16 protein-coding genes are annotated in these 16174 nt (G+C 70.4%); 7 read left to right on the top strand and 9 right to left on the bottom strand.

Annotated features, from left to right (window positions below; genetic code table 11):
* On the bottom strand, nucleotides 1-262 hold a 262-nt coding region (locus ACGF12_RS36095; RefSeq protein WP_393040057.1), incomplete at its 3' end, for an acyl-CoA dehydrogenase family protein.
* Nucleotides 263-458: 196 nt separating this feature from the next.
* Here ACGF12_RS36095 and ACGF12_RS36100 point away from each other — a divergent pair.
* Complete coding sequence (locus ACGF12_RS36100) at nucleotides 459-1796, top strand: UDP-glucose dehydrogenase family protein (protein WP_393040060.1); 1338 nt, start codon at nucleotides 459-461, stop codon at nucleotides 1794-1796.
* A 46-nt stretch (nucleotides 1797-1842) separates the two neighbouring features.
* Nucleotides 1843-2256 (top strand): CoA-binding protein, encoded by a 414-nt coding sequence (locus ACGF12_RS36105; RefSeq protein ID WP_393040063.1) that lies wholly within the window; start codon nucleotides 1843-1845, stop codon nucleotides 2254-2256.
* Nucleotides 2257-2259: 3 nt separating this feature from the next.
* On the opposite strand, the gene ACGF12_RS36110 is transcribed toward ACGF12_RS36105, so the two are convergent.
* From ACGF12_RS36110 to ACGF12_RS36120, 3 genes are all read right to left on the bottom strand, one after another.
* Complete coding sequence (locus ACGF12_RS36110) at nucleotides 2260-3465, bottom strand: dipeptidase (RefSeq protein WP_393040066.1); 1206 nt, start codon at nucleotides 3463-3465, stop codon at nucleotides 2260-2262.
* A gap of 390 nt (nucleotides 3466-3855) precedes the next feature.
* On the bottom strand, nucleotides 3856-4380 hold the full coding sequence (gene purE, locus ACGF12_RS36115) for a 5-(carboxyamino)imidazole ribonucleotide mutase (RefSeq protein WP_393040069.1): 525 nt from the start codon (nucleotides 4378-4380) through the stop codon (nucleotides 3856-3858).
* A complete protein-coding gene (locus ACGF12_RS36120; protein WP_393040073.1) occupies nucleotides 4377-5516 on the bottom strand; it encodes a 5-(carboxyamino)imidazole ribonucleotide synthase in 1140 nt (379 codons plus the stop codon). The genes purE and ACGF12_RS36120 overlap by 4 nt, the downstream gene beginning before the upstream one ends.
* Before the next feature lie 290 nt (nucleotides 5517-5806).
* Between ACGF12_RS36120 and ACGF12_RS36125 the strand changes: the two genes are divergently transcribed.
* Nucleotides 5807-6319: a GtrA family protein gene (locus ACGF12_RS36125; RefSeq protein WP_393040076.1), complete on the top strand. Its 513-nt coding sequence runs from the start codon at nucleotides 5807-5809 to the stop codon at nucleotides 6317-6319.
* A 51-nt stretch (nucleotides 6320-6370) separates the two neighbouring features.
* Here ACGF12_RS36125 and ACGF12_RS36130 read toward each other — a convergent pair whose 3' ends face one another.
* A complete protein-coding gene (locus ACGF12_RS36130) occupies nucleotides 6371-7618 on the bottom strand; it encodes an ATP-binding protein (RefSeq protein WP_393040079.1) in 1248 nt (415 codons plus the stop codon).
* 63 nt (nucleotides 7619-7681) lie between these two features.
* The gene (locus ACGF12_RS36135) at nucleotides 7682-8356 is read right to left on the bottom strand and encodes a response regulator transcription factor (RefSeq protein ID WP_030290974.1); all 675 of its coding nucleotides are present in this window, start codon (nucleotides 8354-8356) and stop codon (nucleotides 7682-7684) included.
* A 331-nt stretch (nucleotides 8357-8687) separates the two neighbouring features.
* Here ACGF12_RS36135 and ACGF12_RS36140 point away from each other — a divergent pair, with 331 nt between their 5' ends.
* The 3 genes from ACGF12_RS36140 (at nucleotide 8688) to ACGF12_RS36150 (ending at nucleotide 12769) form a co-directional block, all read left to right on the top strand.
* Nucleotides 8688-10196 carry a peptide MFS transporter gene (locus ACGF12_RS36140; protein ID WP_393040082.1) on the top strand — a complete coding sequence of 503 codons (1509 nt, stop codon included), beginning with the start codon at nucleotides 8688-8690 and terminating at the stop codon, nucleotides 10194-10196.
* Between the two features lie 95 nt (nucleotides 10197-10291).
* A complete protein-coding gene (locus ACGF12_RS36145; protein ID WP_393040085.1) occupies nucleotides 10292-12319 on the top strand; it encodes a prolyl oligopeptidase family serine peptidase in 2028 nt (675 codons plus the stop codon).
* Between the two features lie 249 nt (nucleotides 12320-12568).
* Nucleotides 12569-12769, top strand: a complete 201-nt coding sequence (locus ACGF12_RS36150; protein ID WP_393040088.1) for a hypothetical protein — start codon at nucleotides 12569-12571, stop codon at nucleotides 12767-12769.
* 172 nt (nucleotides 12770-12941) lie between these two features.
* Here ACGF12_RS36150 and ACGF12_RS36155 read toward each other — a convergent pair whose 3' ends face one another.
* Complete coding sequence (locus ACGF12_RS36155) at nucleotides 12942-14120, bottom strand: methyltransferase domain-containing protein (RefSeq protein WP_393040091.1); 1179 nt, start codon at nucleotides 14118-14120, stop codon at nucleotides 12942-12944.
* A complete protein-coding gene (locus ACGF12_RS36160; RefSeq protein ID WP_199922064.1) occupies nucleotides 14117-14266 on the bottom strand; it encodes a hypothetical protein in 150 nt (49 codons plus the stop codon). Before ACGF12_RS36160 ends, ACGF12_RS36155 begins: the two co-directional genes overlap by 4 nt.
* Nucleotides 14267-14490: 224 nt before the next feature.
* On the opposite strand from ACGF12_RS36160, the gene ACGF12_RS36165 reads away from it, so the two are divergent.
* Nucleotides 14491-15162, top strand: a complete 672-nt coding sequence (locus ACGF12_RS36165; protein WP_393040095.1) for a pentapeptide repeat-containing protein — start codon at nucleotides 14491-14493, stop codon at nucleotides 15160-15162.
* Here the strand turns inward: ACGF12_RS36165 and ACGF12_RS36170 are convergent.
* Nucleotides 15159-16025, bottom strand: a complete 867-nt coding sequence (locus ACGF12_RS36170; protein WP_393040098.1) for an aKG-HExxH-type peptide beta-hydroxylase — start codon at nucleotides 16023-16025, stop codon at nucleotides 15159-15161. The two genes, ACGF12_RS36165 and ACGF12_RS36170, sit on opposite strands and share 4 nt — an antisense overlap.
* Between the last annotated feature and the right edge of the window lie 149 nt (nucleotides 16026-16174).

Raw genomic sequence — 16174 nt, forward strand, 5'->3', positions numbered from 1 at the left:
ACACCCGCGCGACCTCCTCGATCACGATCACCGTCGCCAGCGCGTCCGCCCCCGCACCGCCGTACACCTCCGGCACGTGCACCGCGTGCAGGTCACTGCCCCGCAGCGCGTCCAGCGCCTCCTGCGGGAACCGCCCCTGCTCGTCCACCTCCGCCGCGAACGGCGCGATCTTCGCCTCGGCCAGCGAACGCACCGCCTCGCGGAGCATCTCGTGCTCCTCGGAGATACGGAAGAGATCGAAGTCAGCCGCGCCGCCCGCCATGATGCCTGCCTCGTGGTCCAGTGACCGAAGTCTGATCGACGTCGAATCCGGGGTTAACTACCGTTCAGTAGCGATCCTAGGGCTCCGACCTGCGGCTGCCTAGCGGCCTCCGAACGCGGGCGATCCCTGCGTGACCGGGCCGGGCGGATAGCATCAGGGGCACCTCTACTGGTCGAAACCGCTCTAAGGGGAACCCGTGACCCTCCGCATCTCCGTGATCGGCACCGGCTACCTCGGCGCGACGCATGCCGCCGCGATGGCCGAGTTCGGCTTCGAGGTGCTGGGTCTGGACATCGATCCCGACAAGATCGCCACCCTCACCGCAGGCCGCGTCCCGATGTACGAGCCGGGGCTGTCCGAGCTGCTGCTCAAGCACGTCGCCGGGCACGAGGGCTCCACCGGGCGGCTGCGCTTCACCACCTCCGCCAAGGAGGCCGCCGAGTTCGGCGACGTGCACTTCATCTGCGTCAACACCCCGCAGCGCAAGGGCGAGTTCGCCGCCGACATGTCGTACGTGGACACCGCGATCGACGACCTGGCGCCGCACCTGACCCGCCCGGCCCTGGTGGTCGGCAAGTCCACCGTCCCGGTCGGCTCGGCGGCCCGGCTGGCCGAACGGCTGGCCGCGCTCGCGCCGGTCGGCGGGGGCGCCGAACTCGCCTGGAACCCGGAGTTCCTGCGCGAGGGCTTCGCCGTCCAGGACACCCTGCGGCCGGACCGGATCGTGGTCGGCGCCCAGAGCGAGCGGGCCGAGCGGCTGCTGCGCGAGGTGTACGCCGAGCCGATCTCGGCCGGAGTGCCGTTCGTGGTCACCGACTTCGCGACCGCCGAACTGGTCAAGGCCGCCGCCAACTCGTTCCTGGCCACCAAGATCTCCTTCATCAACGCGATGGCCGAGGTCTGCGAGGCGGCCGGCGCGGACGTCACCCAGCTCAGCAAGGCGCTCTCCTACGACGAGCGGATCGGCGGCAAGTTCCTCAACTCCGGCCTCGGCTTCGGCGGCGGCTGCCTGCCGAAGGACATCCGGGCGTTCATGGCCCGGGCCGGCGAGCTCGGCGCCGACCAGGCGCTGACCTTCCTGCGCGAGGTCGACTCGATCAACATGCGGCGCCGTTCCCGGATGGTCGAGCTGGCCCGCGAGCAGTGCGGCGGCGGCTTCCTGGGCCGCCGGGTCGCCGTCCTCGGCGCCGCCTTCAAGCCCAACTCGGACGACATCCGGGACTCCCCCGCCCTCAACGTGGCCGCCCAGATCCAGCTCCAGGGCGCCCAGGTCACCGTCTACGACCCGAAGGCCGTGGACAATGCCCGCAAGATGTTCCCCTCCCTCGCCTACGCCGGCTCCGCCCTGGAAGCCGCTGAGGGCGCCCACGTCGTCCTCCACCTCACCGAGTGGGCCGAGTTCCGCGAGCTGGACCCGGCCGAACTCGGCGCCGTCGTCGCCGAACGCCGCCTCCTCGACGGCCGCAACGTCCTCGACGCCGAAGCCTGGCGCGCCGCCGGCTGGACCTACCGCGCCCTCGGCCGCCCGAGCTGACACCCGACCGGGGAATGCCCTTCGGCGGAGCGCCGTTGGCACCGGCATGACGAGCTACGGCGACGATGCGACGGTCCGCGGGATCCTCACCGGGGCGGGTGACACCTGGGCGGTGGTGGGGCTGTCCAACAACACCGCGCGGGCCGCGTACGGGGTGGCGCGGGTGTTGCAGCGCTACGGCAAGCGGATCGTGCCGGTGCATCCGAAGGCGGAGACGGTGCTCGGCGAGCCCGGGTACGCCTCGCTCGCCGAGATCCCGTTCCCGGTCGACGTGGTGGACGTGTTCGTGAACAGCGCGCTGGCCGGGGAGGTGGCCGACCAGGCGGTGGCGGCCGGGGCGAAGGCGGTCTGGTTCCAGCTGGGTGTGGTCGACGAGGCCGCGTACGGGCGGGTCAGGGCCGCGGGGGGCTCGATGGTGATGGACAGGTGCCCGGCCATCGAGATCCCGCGGCTGGGCTGAGCGTCAGCCGTCCAGCTGGGCGATGGTCGCGATGGACGGGCGGCGGCTCGACCGCAGGGTCGCCGCGGCCGACTCGGCGTCGCGCAGCACGCGGACGGCGTTGTGCCAGGTGAGCTTGGCCAGGTCGGCCTCCGACCAGTGGCGGCCGAGGAGTTCGGCGACCAGGTTGGGGTAGCCGGCCACCGAGTCGAGGCCGTCGGGCAGGAAGGCGGTGCCGTCGAAGTCGCCGCCGATGCCGATGTGGTCGATGCCGGCCACCTCGCGCATGTGGTCGAGGTGGTCGGCGACGGTGGCCGGGGTGGCGATCGGGCGCGGGTTGGCGGCCTCGAAGGCGCGCTGGCGCTCCATGGCCGGCGGGGTGGTGTCCAGCGGGTGGAAGCCGTGGGCGCGCATGTTCTCGTCGGCGGCCAGGGTCCACTCGATGGCGGCGGGCAGGATGAACTTCGGGACGAAGGTCGCCATCGCCACCCCGCCGTTGGCGGGCAGCTGGGCGAGCACGTCGTCCGGGATGTTGCGCGGGTGGTCGCAGACCGTGCGGGACGAGGAGTGCGAGAAGACCACCGGCGCCTCGGTGACCCGCAGGGCGTCCCGCATGGTGTCGGCGGAGACGTGCGAGAGGTCGACCAGCATGCCGAGCCGGTTCATCTCCCGGACGACCTCCTCGCCGAAGCGGGTCAGCCCGCCGGCCACCGGCTTGTCGGTCGCGGAGTCGGCCCACGGCACGTTGTCGTTGTGGGTGAGCGTCAGGTACCGCACGCCGAGCTCGTACAGGGCGCGCAGGGTGGCCAGCGAGCAGTCGATGGAGTGGCCGCCCTCGGCGCCCATCAGCGAGGCGATCCGGCCCTCGGCGCGGGCGGCCTCCATGTCCGCGGCGGTGCGGGCGAGCCGCAGCCGGTCGGGGTAGCGCTCGACCAGGGCGTGGACGAAGTCGACCTGCTCCAGGGTGGCGCTGACCGCGTGGTCGCCGGCCAGCGAGGCGGGCACGTAGACGGACCAGAACTGCGCGCCGACCCCGCCCTCCGCAAGGCGGGCGAGGTCGGTGTGCAGGCGGTCGCTCTGGTCGGCGGCGAGGTCGAGCGCGCCGAGGTCGTAGCCGGCCTGCTCGCGCATCGCCCAGGGGAGGTCGTTGTGACCGTCCACCACGGGGGCGGTGCGGAGCAGCGCCCGGGCGCGGTCCAGCGGGGTGGGGGAGTCCGTCTGAGAAGTCATACGGGCTGTTCTACCGTTCCTTAGGACTGATCAGGAGTGACTCCCGATGAGCCGCACGCCCCGAACGGTCTTGGGCGCACTGGTCCCCGGCGTACTCAACCCCGCTGGGCAACACGCATCCTGTGCGTGGTCCGTCCCGGGAGGCCGGTTCCCTCACGACCAGGCCACATGGATACGGCCAGAGGCGACGGGGAGGCCCTGAACCATCGCTCTGGTGGAGCAGGGGCCCCGAACACCGAAACCGAACCCGGTGAGCAGATCGCACTCCAGAGCCTACGCGACCGTGCGGCGGCCTCACCCACAGCCGACTGGACGTCACCCGATCGAGCTAACGAACACTCTGCTGTACTTCCGCACGGGCAGTTCGCGAACCCACCCCCACCAGCGGTCTTACTTGCCGAAGCCGAAGGAGGTGGAACCGGCCACCTTGGCCCGGAGCTTCTTGCCCTTCTCGGTGGCCTGGCTGTTCAGCTCGGCCTGGAAGTCGGTCATCTTCTCGGCGAGTTCGGTGTCGAACGCGGCGAGCATCCGGACCGCGAGCAGGCCCGCGTTGCGCGCGCCGGCCACCGAGACGGTCGCGACCGGCACGCCGGCCGGCATCTGGACGATCGACAGCAGGCTGTCCATGCCGTCCAGGTAGCGCAGCGGCACCGGCACGCCGATGACCGGCAGCGGGGTGACGGAGGCCAGCATGCCGGGCAGGTGGGCCGCGCCGCCGGCGCCGGCGATGATCGCCTTGAGGCCGCGCGTGTGGGCGTTCTCGCCGTAGGCGACCATCTCGCGGGGCATCCGGTGGGCGGAGACGACGTCCACCTCGTAGGGGATCTCGAACTCGTCCAGGGCCTGGGCGGCGGCCTCCATGACCGGCCAGTCGGAGTCGGAGCCCATCACGATGCCAACGACAGGGGTGGTCATTCGGTGATCGTTCCTCGCAGGTAGGCGGCCGCATGGCGGGCGCGCTCGCGGACGTCGTCGAGGTCGTCCCCGAAGACGTTGACGTGGCCGACCTTGCGGCCGGGCTTCACGTCCTTCCCGTACATGTGGATCCGCAGCCCGGGGTCGCGGGCCATGCAGTGCAGGAAGGCGTGATACATGTCCGGGTAGTCGCCGCCGAGGACGTTGACCATGACGGTCCACCTGGCGCGGGGCCGGGGGTCGCCGAGCGGGAGGTCGAGGACGGCCCTCAGGTGGTTCTCGAACTGCGAGGTGACCGCGCCGTCCTGGGTCCAGTGCCCGGAGTTGTGCGGGCGCATGGCCAGCTCGTTGACCAGGATGCGGCCGTCCCGGGTCTGGAACAGCTCGACGGCGAGGTGGCCGACGATGCCGAGGTCGCCGGCGATCCGCAGGGCGAGCTGCTGGGCCTCGTCGGACAGGGCGGGGTCGAGGTCCGGCGCGGGGGCGGTGACCTCGGCGCAGACGCCGTTCTCCTGGACGCTCTCGACGACCGGGTAGGCGACGGCCTGGCCGCTGGGCGAACGAACCACGTTGGCGGCCAGCTCGCGGACGAAGTCGACCTTCTCCTCGGCCAGCACCGGGACGCCCGCCAGGAACGGGGCCTGCGCCTCCTCCTCGGTGTCCACGACCCAGACGCCCTTGCCGTCGTAGCCGCCGCGAACGGTCTTCAGCACGACCGGGTAGCCGGTGCCCTCGTTCGCGAAGGCGGTGACGTCGGCCGGGTCGGCGACGATCCGGTGCCGGGGGCAAGGCACGCCGATCGAGTCGAGCTCGGCCCGCATCACGCCCTTGTCCTGGGCGTTGACCAGCGCGTCCGGGCCGGGGCGGACGGCGATGCCGTCGGCCTCCAGGGCCCGCAGGTGCTCGGTGGGGACGTGCTCGTGGTCGAAGGTGACGACGTCGCAGCCGGCCGCGAAGCGGCGCAGGGTGTCGAGGTCGCGGTAGTCACCGAGGACGACCTCGGAGACCACCTGCGCGGCGGAGTCCTGCGGCGTGTCGGCGAGGAGCTTGAACCTGACCCCGAGCGGGATACCCGCCTGGTGTGCCATGCGGGCCAGCTGCCCGCCACCGATCATGCCCACCACTGGAAAATTCATATTGCCCGGGGAAGTCACCCGGCCAGGATATCCGGGCCGGTGGGGGGTGGTGGAGCCGCGGGCGGGCCGTGAGTAGTGGACGCGCGTAGATGTCAACCCCCGCCTCCGAGGGCTGAGCCGTTCGATGGAAGCGGGTAGCCTGGACGGCTAGGTCCTCGTCCACGCAGTCAGATCATGTGCGTGCACGCAGGACACAAGGGTGGCCGCATCCCAGGTCGGCCGCCCTTTCGTCCGCAGGCACATGGAGGCAGTCCGGTATGGCGACGACCGCAGCTTCGAAACCCCCGCTCATGCAGAAGATGCGTGGGCTCACGGGTGAAGTCGTGAAGTTCGGCATCGTCGGCCTGGGCGGCGTGGTGATCAACTTCGCCGTGTTCTGGGTCTGCATCAACGGCCTGGGCCTGGCCTCGCTGCGGTCCAACATCGCGGCCACCGTGATCGCGATCGCCACCAACTACCTCGGCTACCGCTACTGGCTGTACCGGGACCGGGACGCCGCCTCGCGCAAGCGGGAGATCACGCTGTTCCTGGTGTACAGCGGCATCGGCATGCTGATCGAGACCGGCGTGCTCGGCTTCACGGTGTACGTGCTGCACCTGGACTCGCACTACGAGCAGCTCGGCGCCAAGGTGATCGGCCTCGGCGTGGCCACCGTGTTCCGCTTCTTCTCGTACCGCACCTGGGTGTTCAAGGCGGAGCCCGAGCCCGCGCAGGCCGTCGACGCCGCCAGCGGCCAGGAGCTGGCCGCCCAGGCCGAGCTGATGCTGGCCGCCGAGCAGATCCGCTACGCCCCGGCCGAGTAGTCCACGCCACCCGGACGGCCGCCCACGACGGCCCGAACGGCTCGAAGACCCTCAGTCCTCGTGGCTGCGGCCGAGGAAGAGCGCGAACACCGCCGGCTTCAGCGAGAGGAGCTCCAGCCGGCCGCCGTCCGCCTCCGCGAGGTCGCGGGCGACGGCCAGGCCGATGCCGGTGGAGTTGCGGCCGCTGACCGCGCGCTCGAACACCCGATTGCCGAGGTCGGCCGGCACTCCGGCGCCCTGGTCCTGCACCTCGACCACCACCGAGGTGCCGGAGGGCCGGACCCGCAGGGTGATCGTCCCGGCGCCGTGCATCAGCGAGTTCTCGATCAGGGTGGCCAGCACCTGGGCGACCGTCCCCGGGGTGCCGACCGCGGTGACCCCGTGCAGGCCCTCCAGGGACAGCACCCGGCCCTGCTCGCGCAGCGTCGGGCCCCACTCCTCCACCTGCTGCTTGATCACCTCGTCCAGGTCGAAGGCGACCGCGGTGGGGCTGCGCGGGTCGCGCTGGGTGGTGAGCAGCCGCTGGACCACGTCGGTGAGCCGCTCGACCTGCTGGAGGGCGATGGTCGCCTCCTCCTTGACGGTCTCCGGCTCCTCGGCGAGGGCGATGATCTCCTCCAGCCGCATGGAGAGCGCGGTGAGCGGGGTGCGCAGCTGGTGCGAGGCGTCGGCGGCGAGCCGGCGCTCGGCGGTGAGCATCCGGGCGATCCGCTCGGCGCTGACGTCCAGCACCTCGGCGACCCGGTCGAGTTCGGGCACGCCGTAGCGGCGGTCGCGCGGGCGCGGGTCGCCGGAGCCGAGCCGTTCGGCGGTCTCGGCGAGGTCGGTGAGCGGCCGGGCGAGCCGCTTGGCCTGCCAGACGGCGAGCGCGACGGCGGCCTGGACAGCGAGCAGCGCGACCACGCCGAGCAGCAGCAGATTGTTGGCGATCTCGTGGTCGACGTCCTCGCGGGACTGCTCGACGGTGACGGTCTCGCCGCTGTTGCCGCGTTCGGCGGCCTTCAGCAGGTGGTTCCCGGCCGGGCGGTCGCCGGCCGAGACCACCGGCTGGCCGGGGATCTGCACCTCGACGTAGCTGCCCTCGGTGACCTGGCTCTCGAAGACGCGCCCCTCCTTGACCGACTCGCCCGCGGCGAGCCGGCTCTCCACCAGGGCGAGCACCCGGACGGCGGCCGCGTCCACCCGGTCCTGGGCCGAGTTGACGATGGTGCGCTTCTCGACCAGGGCGAGCGGCACGCAGAACACCACGACCACCACCAGGACGACGACCAGCAGCGAGTTGATCATCCGGCGTTTCACGCTGCTGCTCCCCGAGGTGTTCCGCTTCATCGGCCGTCGCCCGGCCACGATCTCCGTACGGGGCTAATTCTTCTCGAACCGGAAGCCCACACCGCGCACGGTGGCGATGTAGCGCGGGTTCGCCGCGTCGTCACCGAGCTTCTTGCGGAGCCAGGAGATGTGCATGTCCAGGGTCTTGGTCGAGGTCCACCAGGTGGTGTCCCAGACCTGCCGCATGATCTCCTCGCGGGTGACCACCCGGCCGGCGTCGCGGACCAGGACGCGCAGCAGCTCGAACTCCTTGGCGGAGAGGGTCAGCTCCTCCTCGCCGAGCCAGGCGCGGTGGGACTCGATGTCGATCTTCACCCCGTGCGCACCGGTGGTGAGCTGGTCGACGTTGCCGCGCCGGAGCAGGGCCCGGACGCGGGCGAGCAGTTCGGCCAGGCGGAAGGGCTTGGTGACGTAGTCGTCGGCACCGGCGTCCAGGCCGACCACGGTGTCCACCTCGTCGGCGCGGGCGGTGAGCACGAGCACGGGACAGCTCTTGCCGTCGGCGCGCAGGCGTCGGCAGACCTCAAGGCCGTCCATCTCGGGCAGGCCGAGGTCCAGGACGACGAGGTCGACCTCCTCGGTGAGGCCGGCGGCCAGGGCGGTCGGACCGTCCTCGCGGACGAGCACCTCATAGCCCTCACGTCGCAGGGCCCTGGCGAGCGGTTCGGAGATCGCCGGATCGTCCTCGGCGAGCAGCACACAGGTCATGTGGTGATGGTAGTCCGCCGGGGTATGACCGTACGCCCTGTGAGGTAGTTCACAGAGCGTGATCGTTATACAAGGGCCATTCGGGGGTCAACCCAGCGTTGCCGACCGGACGTTCGGCGAAGAATCTCCTTTTGGATCTTGAAACCGAAGGGAGACTGGCCCGCGTACCATGGATCAATCGGGCAGATCTGTCGCAAGCTTTGCCATTCCCATACCTAATTCGCGACTTTTGTCATCTGATAACGCCAAATATCGCCACGTAGAGTGGTTCAAGTCCAACGTCCGCCGCCACCCCCCTAGGCGGACGCTGTCAGGCAAGGAACCACTACTCATGGCGTCTACGACCCTGGACTCCGGCGTCACGTCGGCCAATCCCAGCGGCAAGACCTTCCTCGGGCACCCCCGCGGCCTCGCCACTCTCTTCATGAGCGAGATGTGGGAGCGCTTCAGCTACTACGGCATGCGCGCCCTGCTGGTGCTCTACATGACCGCCTCCATCGCGCAGGGCGGCCTCGGCATGAAGGCGGCCGTCGCCGCCGCCGTGTACAGCGTCTACACGGCCATGGTCTACCTGCTGGCCCTCCCGGGCGGCTGGATCGCGGACCGCTTCCTCGGCGCGCGCAAGACCGTCGCGGTCGGTGGCACGATCATCATGATCGGCCACTTCCTGCTGGCCGTCCCGTTCAGCGCGTCGTTCTTCGTCGGCCTCGCGTTCATCGCGGTCGGCTCGGGCCTGCTCAAGGCCAACATCTCCACGATGGTCGGCCACCTGTACGACGGCCCGAACGACCCGCGTCGCGACGGTGGCTTCACCGTCTTCTACATGGGCATCAACCTCGGTGCCTTCGCGGCCCCGCTGGTCATCGGCACCGTCGGCCAGAACGTCAGCTGGCACCTGGGCTTCGCCCTGGCCGGTGTCGGCATGGCCCTCGGCCTGGGCCAGTTCCTGCTGGGCACCCGCCACCTGAGCCCGAAGAGCAGCGTCGTCACCTCGCCGATCAGCGCGGACGAGAAGCGGAAGATCTTCACCAAGGCGGGCATCTGGCTGGCCGTCGCCGCCGTCTTCTACGCGGTCGTCGCCGCCACCGGCCACTTCACCATCAACTGGGCGATCTGGCCGCTGTCCATCGCGGGCATCGCGATCCCGGTCCTGGTCTTCACCAAGGTGAAGCGGGACAAGGACCTCGACGCCGCCGAGCAGTCCAAGATGAGCGGCTACATCTGGTTCTTCGTCGCCGCCGCCGTGTTCTGGATGATCTACGACCAGTCCGGCTCGACGCTGAACATCTTCGCCGACGAGCACACCGCGTCCACGCTGTTCGGGTTCAACTTCCCGTCCAGCTGGTTCCAGTCGCTCAACCCGCTCTACATCATGGCGCTGGCCCCGGTCTTCGCCTGGATCTGGGTCGCCCTGGCCCGCCGGTCGAAGAACCCCAGCACGACCATGAAGTTCGCCTTCGGTCTGCTGATGATCGGCGCCTCCTTCATCGTCATGATGCTGGCGATGGCCTCCGCCTCCGGCGACACCAAGGTCACCCCGCTGTGGCTGGCCATGGTCTACCTGGTCCAGACCGTCGGTGAGCTCACCCTCTCCCCGGTCGGCCTGTCCGTCACCACCAAGCTGGCCCCCACCAAGTACGCCAGCCAGATGATGGGCGTCTGGTTCCTCGCGGTCACCGCGGGCGACTGCGTCGCCGCCATCTTCCAGCTGGTGCTGGGCGACAAGGTGGTCGGCGGCACGATGTACTTCGCGGTCCAGGGCGTCCTGGCGATCGTCGCCGGCATCGCGCTGGCGATGTACCGCAAGAAGGTCGTCAAGCTCATGGGCGACGTGCACTGACGTCCGTCCGGTAAGACGTCCGGCAAGGCTCCGAGGCCGCTGTGGATTCCTGAGATCCACGGCGGCCTCGGTCGTTTTCCGCCTACCGTGCCCGCATGGCCACCGACTCGCTGCCCCGCCAGCTAGCCCGCACCCGACGGTTCACCCTGGGCGTCCCCGTCCAGCCGGAGCCCTCCGCCGACGGCACCACCGTCCTGTTCCTGCGCAGCCGGGGCGGCACCGACCCGCTCAGCTGCCTCTGGGCGCTGGACGCCGACAGCGGCACGGAGCGGCTGATCGCCGACCCGGCCGCGCTCGGCTCCGCCACCGGCATCGCCTCGTACAGCACCGACTCCGTCGGGCGGTACGCCGCCTTCGCCTTGGACGGCACGCTCTGGCTCGCCGACACCCGCACGGCCACGGTTTGCCCGGTCACCTCCAGCGGCGAGGCCGAGGAGGTGCGGCTGGACCCGACCGGCCGCCGGATCGCGTACGTCAGCGGCGGCGCCCTGCGGGTGGTCGGCGTCGACGGCACGGATGACCACGCGCTCGCCGAGCCCGAGGCGGCGGACGTGACGTACGGCCTCGCCGAGTACGTCGCCGTCGGCGAGATGTACCGCGACCGCGGCCACTGGTGGTCCCCCGACGGCACCGCGCTGCTGGTCGCCCGGGTCGACGACCGCCCGGTCACCCGCTGGTTCCTCGCCGACCCGACCGACCCGCAGCAGCCGCCGCGCGCCATCCGCTACCCGCTGGCCGGCACCGCCAACGCCGACGTCTCGCTCTGGCTGCTCGGCCTCGACGGCCGCCGCACCGAGGTCCGCTGGGACCGCGCCGCCTTCGAGTACGTCACGGCCGCCGGCTGGGACGGATACGGCCCGTACGCCGCCGTGCAGAGCCGCGACCAGCGCACCGTCCGCACCCTGGCGGTCGAGCCGGACGGCGCCACCCGGGTGCTCGCCGAACGTGACGACCCGCACTGGATCGAACTGCTCCCCGGGCTGCCGGTCCGAACCGAGGGCGGCGCGCTGGTCGACACCGCCGACGACGGCGACACCCGGCACCTGACCGTCGACGGCAAGCCCGTCACCCCGGCTGGCCTGCAGCTGCGGGCCGTCCTCGGGACGGAGGGCGAGCGGGTGCTGTTCACCGCCTCGGAGGAGCCCACCGAGACCCACGTGTGGGCGTACGAACCGGCGGCGGGCCTACGGCAGTTGAGCAGCGGCCCGGGCCTCCACGCCGGCGCCCTGCGGGGCGGCACGCTCGTCCTCACCACCCAGGCCGAGAGCTACCCCGGCGGGCGAACCGTGGTGCTGCGGGACGGGCGCCCAGCTCTCCCGCTGGTTTCGCACGCGGAGCCGCCCGTCCGCACGACGCGGCCCGAGTTCCTCCGCCTCGGCCCGCGCGAACTGCGCACCGCGCTCTACCTGCCCACCGGCCACCAGCCCGGCGACGGCCCGCTGCCCGTCCTGCTCGACCCGTACGGCGGACCGGCCATGCAGCGGGTGACCACCGGCGGGCTCTGGTTCGGTCTGGTCTCGCAGTGGTTCGCCGACCAGGGCTTCGCGGTGCTCGTGGTGGACGGCCGGGGCACCCCCGGGCGCGGGCCGCTGTGGGACAAGACGATCTGGGGCGACAAGGCCGGGCCCGCGTTGGAGGACCAGATCGAGGCCCTGCACGAGGCGGCCCGGCGGCAGCCCGGACTGCTCGACCTCGACCGGGTCGCCATCCGAGGGTGGTCCTACGGCGGCTTCCTCGCCGCGCTCGCGGTGCTGCGCCGCCCGGATGTCTTCCACGCCGCCTCGGCCGGGGCCGCGCCCACCGACCACAGGATGTACGACACCCACTGGCAGGAGCGCTTCCTCGGCCACCCCGACGAGCACCCCGAGCACTACGACTCCTGCGACCTGATCACCGAGGCGCCGAAGCTGAGCCGCCCGCTGCTGCTGGTCCAGGGCCTCGCGGACGACAACGTCTTCCCCGTCCACACCCTGCGGCTCTCCAGTGCCCTACTCGCCGCCGGCCGCACGCACGAGGTCCTGCCGCTGCGCGGCGCCGGGCACCGGCCGAACGACGAGGCGGTGGTGGAGAACCTGCTGCACCACGAACTCGACTTCCTGCGGCGGTCATTGGACCTCTCCTGACCGAAGGCTCGCCTGGGGTCGCCGACCGGACGCTGTTGGTCATTCATTCGCCAGCAGCGTCGACAAGCCCATCACCGAGATCGAGCCCGCTACCACCCTGGAGCCCAGTACCCTGCTGGAGCGGGCCTGCACGCCGTGCGCCCGCGCCCTGCCCGGCCTGCGGATCGGGTTCCACTTACCAGACCATGGACGGCCGTTGGGGCTGCACCGTGTGCGGCTCCACCTGGGCCTGACCCCGGGGAGGACGTGATGGCGGACTGCACGCAGTGCTCCGCTCCTGCGGTGATCGAGGATCTCGACGTGCAGCCGCCACAGCCCTGGTGCCTCGGATGTGCGACCGCCCTCGTACGAGCCGGCGATCCGGTGATCAACTACCGCTCACTCAACGGCGGGAGCGAGTACCAGCACATCCTGGCCGGTGGCAGCACCCAGGTCCTACCCTTCGGCTGACCGGCACACCGAAGCGGCCCGCTCCCTGCGCGCAGGGAGCGGGCCGCGCTCGAAGTCCATGACCAGCGCCGGTGTACACAGTGTCGTCCTCGCAGCGCGATGCTGCGAGGAATAGGCAGGCCTTCGCCCCGTCGAGCAGACTGGGCTCGACGGGGCGAAGTGACGGAACGACTCAGCCTCGGAGCGGCACCGGGTTCTCCGGACAGTCCAGCCACACGGTGTGGCCCTCGGGTCCGACCGTCAGGCCGAACCGGTCGAGCCCGGGGCGGCCCCGGTCGTCCCACCAGCGCCACGCCGCCTCCACCTCGTCCCAGAGGTTCCGGGGGCCGGACTGGTACACCTCGTACTCCGTACGGCCCCGCTCGTAATCGGCGGAGGCCCAGGAGAGGGTGTCCCGGCTGTAGAGCCACAGCGAGTACGCGCCGTCGTCGTAGCGCTCCGCCCGCCAGAACGCCCCGGGCACACCCGCCCCGATGACGAACTGCTCGAGCCACCCTCCCGTGTCCGGAGGGGCCAGCGCGGTGGTGCTTCTCACCCCGTCGGCAGGCCACTCCTGCCCGCGCAGGTAGTCCTCGAAGGGCGGCCGGTCCGTGCGCTGCTGGCGCAGCCGCATGAACGCCGAACTCCGGGTGAACCTGCCGCTCGCGCTGGTCCCGTCGTCGTTCACGGTCAGCCGGACGATCTGCTCGCCGCCGTACTCGGTGCCGAAGGGCGCCACGATGATCCCGCCGGGAGCCGTCTGCGCCAGCCACGCCGGAGGGATCTCCAGCAGGGAGCAGGTGGCGATGATCCGGTCGTAGGGAGCGCCGCCGGGCCAGCCCTGCCGTCCGTCGCCCTCGACCACGGTCGGCGCGAGTCCAGCCCGTTCCAGGTTCTCCTGGGCACCGCGAGCAACGTCCGGGTCGTACTCGACGGTCACCACGTTGGGGCTGCCCAGACGGTGGGCCAGCAGGCCGGCGTTCCACCCCGTGCCGGCTCCGACCTCCAGCACCCTGTCGCCTGGGCGCACGTCGAGGTCCTGGAGCATCGAGAACACCATCGTGGGCATGGAGTTGGACGAGCTGGGCGTCGTGCCGAGTCCGTCCCCCTTGTGGTCACCGTCGTCCCACTGCGTGGTCAGCGGGATGTCCGAGTAGACCGCCCGCCGCCATGCCTCCGGGTCCTGCGACCGGTACACCACGGAGTTCTGTTTGGTGCCGTCCGCGATGCCCGGCCAGATGCGATCCGGGACGAACAGTTCACGGGGTACGGCCCGGAAGGAAGGGAGCCAGTCCGAGGAGAGTGCGCCGCCGGCCATCAGCGCGGAGGCGAGCCCCTGGGGGCCCGCCTCCTTGTGCGTCTCGCCGGTCACTTGCCGCTGCCGCCCGCCGGGGACGAGCCGTCGGAGGTGTTGCCGCCCTCGTCGGACCCGCCGCCGCCGTGTCCGGCACCCTTGTTGCTGTCGTCCTGCTGGCCGCCGCCCTTGCCGTCGCCGGACCCGCCTCCGCGCTTACCCATCTCAGTACCTCCGTGCTGGTTGGGCCCAATGGGCGGCTGCCCATTGGGTGGTGCTACCCGCCCCGCGTCTTCCCAGGCGGAGCGGGGGCTTACGAGGTGGTTTTCGGCAGCCCAAATAGCCACAGGACTCGACGCTCCTGTAGTTTCAACTGCCTTTCTCGCTAAGTCAGTTGAATGCTAGCGTTCGCTTCCTCCACCCCATCGACTGCTGCGAGGTGCCCTTCATGGCTCAGGCAATGGCTCGCCTGAAGAATCCCCTGGCCCCGCGATTTCAGGTGGCGTTGCGACCTGCGGAGTTGCCCGACCATGACTTTGAGGACGACGCCACAATCAAGGGCAGGCAATACAGCGGGCTGAGCCTCATTGGCCGCACGGGCGAAGCGGTCGAAGTAGAGCAATGCGCCTTCGAGAACGTCCGATTCACCGGGATGCACCTGGTCCGGTCGGTACTCGCTCACATCACCTTCGAGACCTGCGACTTCGCTACGGTCCGGACACAGGACGTGTCCATCCTCCGAAGCACGGTGACCGGATGCCGGCTTACCGGGTCGTCCTGGAGCAACGGCAGTTTCCGTGACGTCCTCTTCGAGGGCACTCGGACAGACAGCACGCTGTTCCGCTACGCGAAGTTCAAGACGGTGGCCTTCAGGGAGTGCAATCTCTCCCAGGCTGATTTTCAGTTTGCCGAACTCCGCGACGTCCGATTCGAGAAGTGCGATCTCACGGGAGTCCAGTTCGCCAACATCGTCATTCAGCCAGGTGTCAGCTTCGACAACTGCACACTGGTCGACGTCGGAGGCGCGGCGCACCTCAAGGGCGCCACTGTGCGAGGCCCAGGATCCATGGAACTGGCCCTGAGCCTCGCCAGGGAGGCCGGCATCCTGTTTGAACCCTAAGCGGCGACAGGCAGCTCGTAGTGCGCGAACTCCCGGCCCGAAATCGACCGGGTGACGAGGTCGAAGTCGATCGTCTCGGCGAAGTCCGCGAGTTCGCGCACCATTCCCTGGCCGTAAGGCGTGAACAGGTCGAGCTTTGCGAGCAGGCCGTCCGTGCACTCGCGGATCGAGTGGCGGAACTTGTCCACCAACTCGGTCTCGCCCCTCAGGCGCTGCATCAGCATGAGGGGCGGGGCCACCACCGCGCTGTGGAACGCCTTGTCCAGCGGGCGCATCTGCCCGAACTTCACCGCAGACACGACCCGGTGCTCGTCGGCCTCCAGTTCCTTGGCCGGCCGCGTGTAGAGGCGGTACACCATGTCCGCCAGAAAGACGTTCAGGTGCACGGTCTCGTGCACCAGGGACTCGGCGTAGTCGTGGGGCCGCCACTCGTCGCCGGGGCTCATGCTGACCAGGCCCGGGAGCGTCGAACCGGTGCCGCCGCCCTTGTTGGTCGAGCTGAACATCACGACGTCGGTGACCACCAGGTCCACGAGCGCCCCCAGGTTGGGAACGAGGTCCCTGGTGTGCAGGAGCGCCACGGAGAAGTCGCGCTTCCACCGCTCGCGCAGGTCGGCCGGGGTGTCCTTCAGGCCCTCGAAGATGTTCTCGAAGGTCCTGTTCTCGATCAGGTAGCTCCCCCACTCGCTGTCCTTGAAGGACAGCGAGATGCCCGCACCCTCGACCGGCAGGGGGCGGAGGGCGGAGACGACGCTCCGGTACGCGGCTGGGAGGGCCGCGACGGTCGGCGGGGGCTGCTCGTTGACCGCGCTCACAAGTCGGCCGATCGTCTCACGGGCGTGGTGGATGTTGAGGAATCGCATGGACGCTCGCTCCTTCGCTGGGATGCTTGGAACCGCGCGCCCGGCCCCAATTGAGGCTCTTCTGCTCCATCCGTGGGTGGGTTCAGAGCGCCTGACGCGGCACACGCCGTCCCCCGTGCAGATCTTGAGGTGTTGAGGCCCGAGATCGG

This window comes from Kitasatospora sp. NPDC048296, assembly GCF_043201815.1.
GTDB lineage: Bacteria > Actinomycetota > Actinomycetes > Streptomycetales > Streptomycetaceae > Kitasatospora.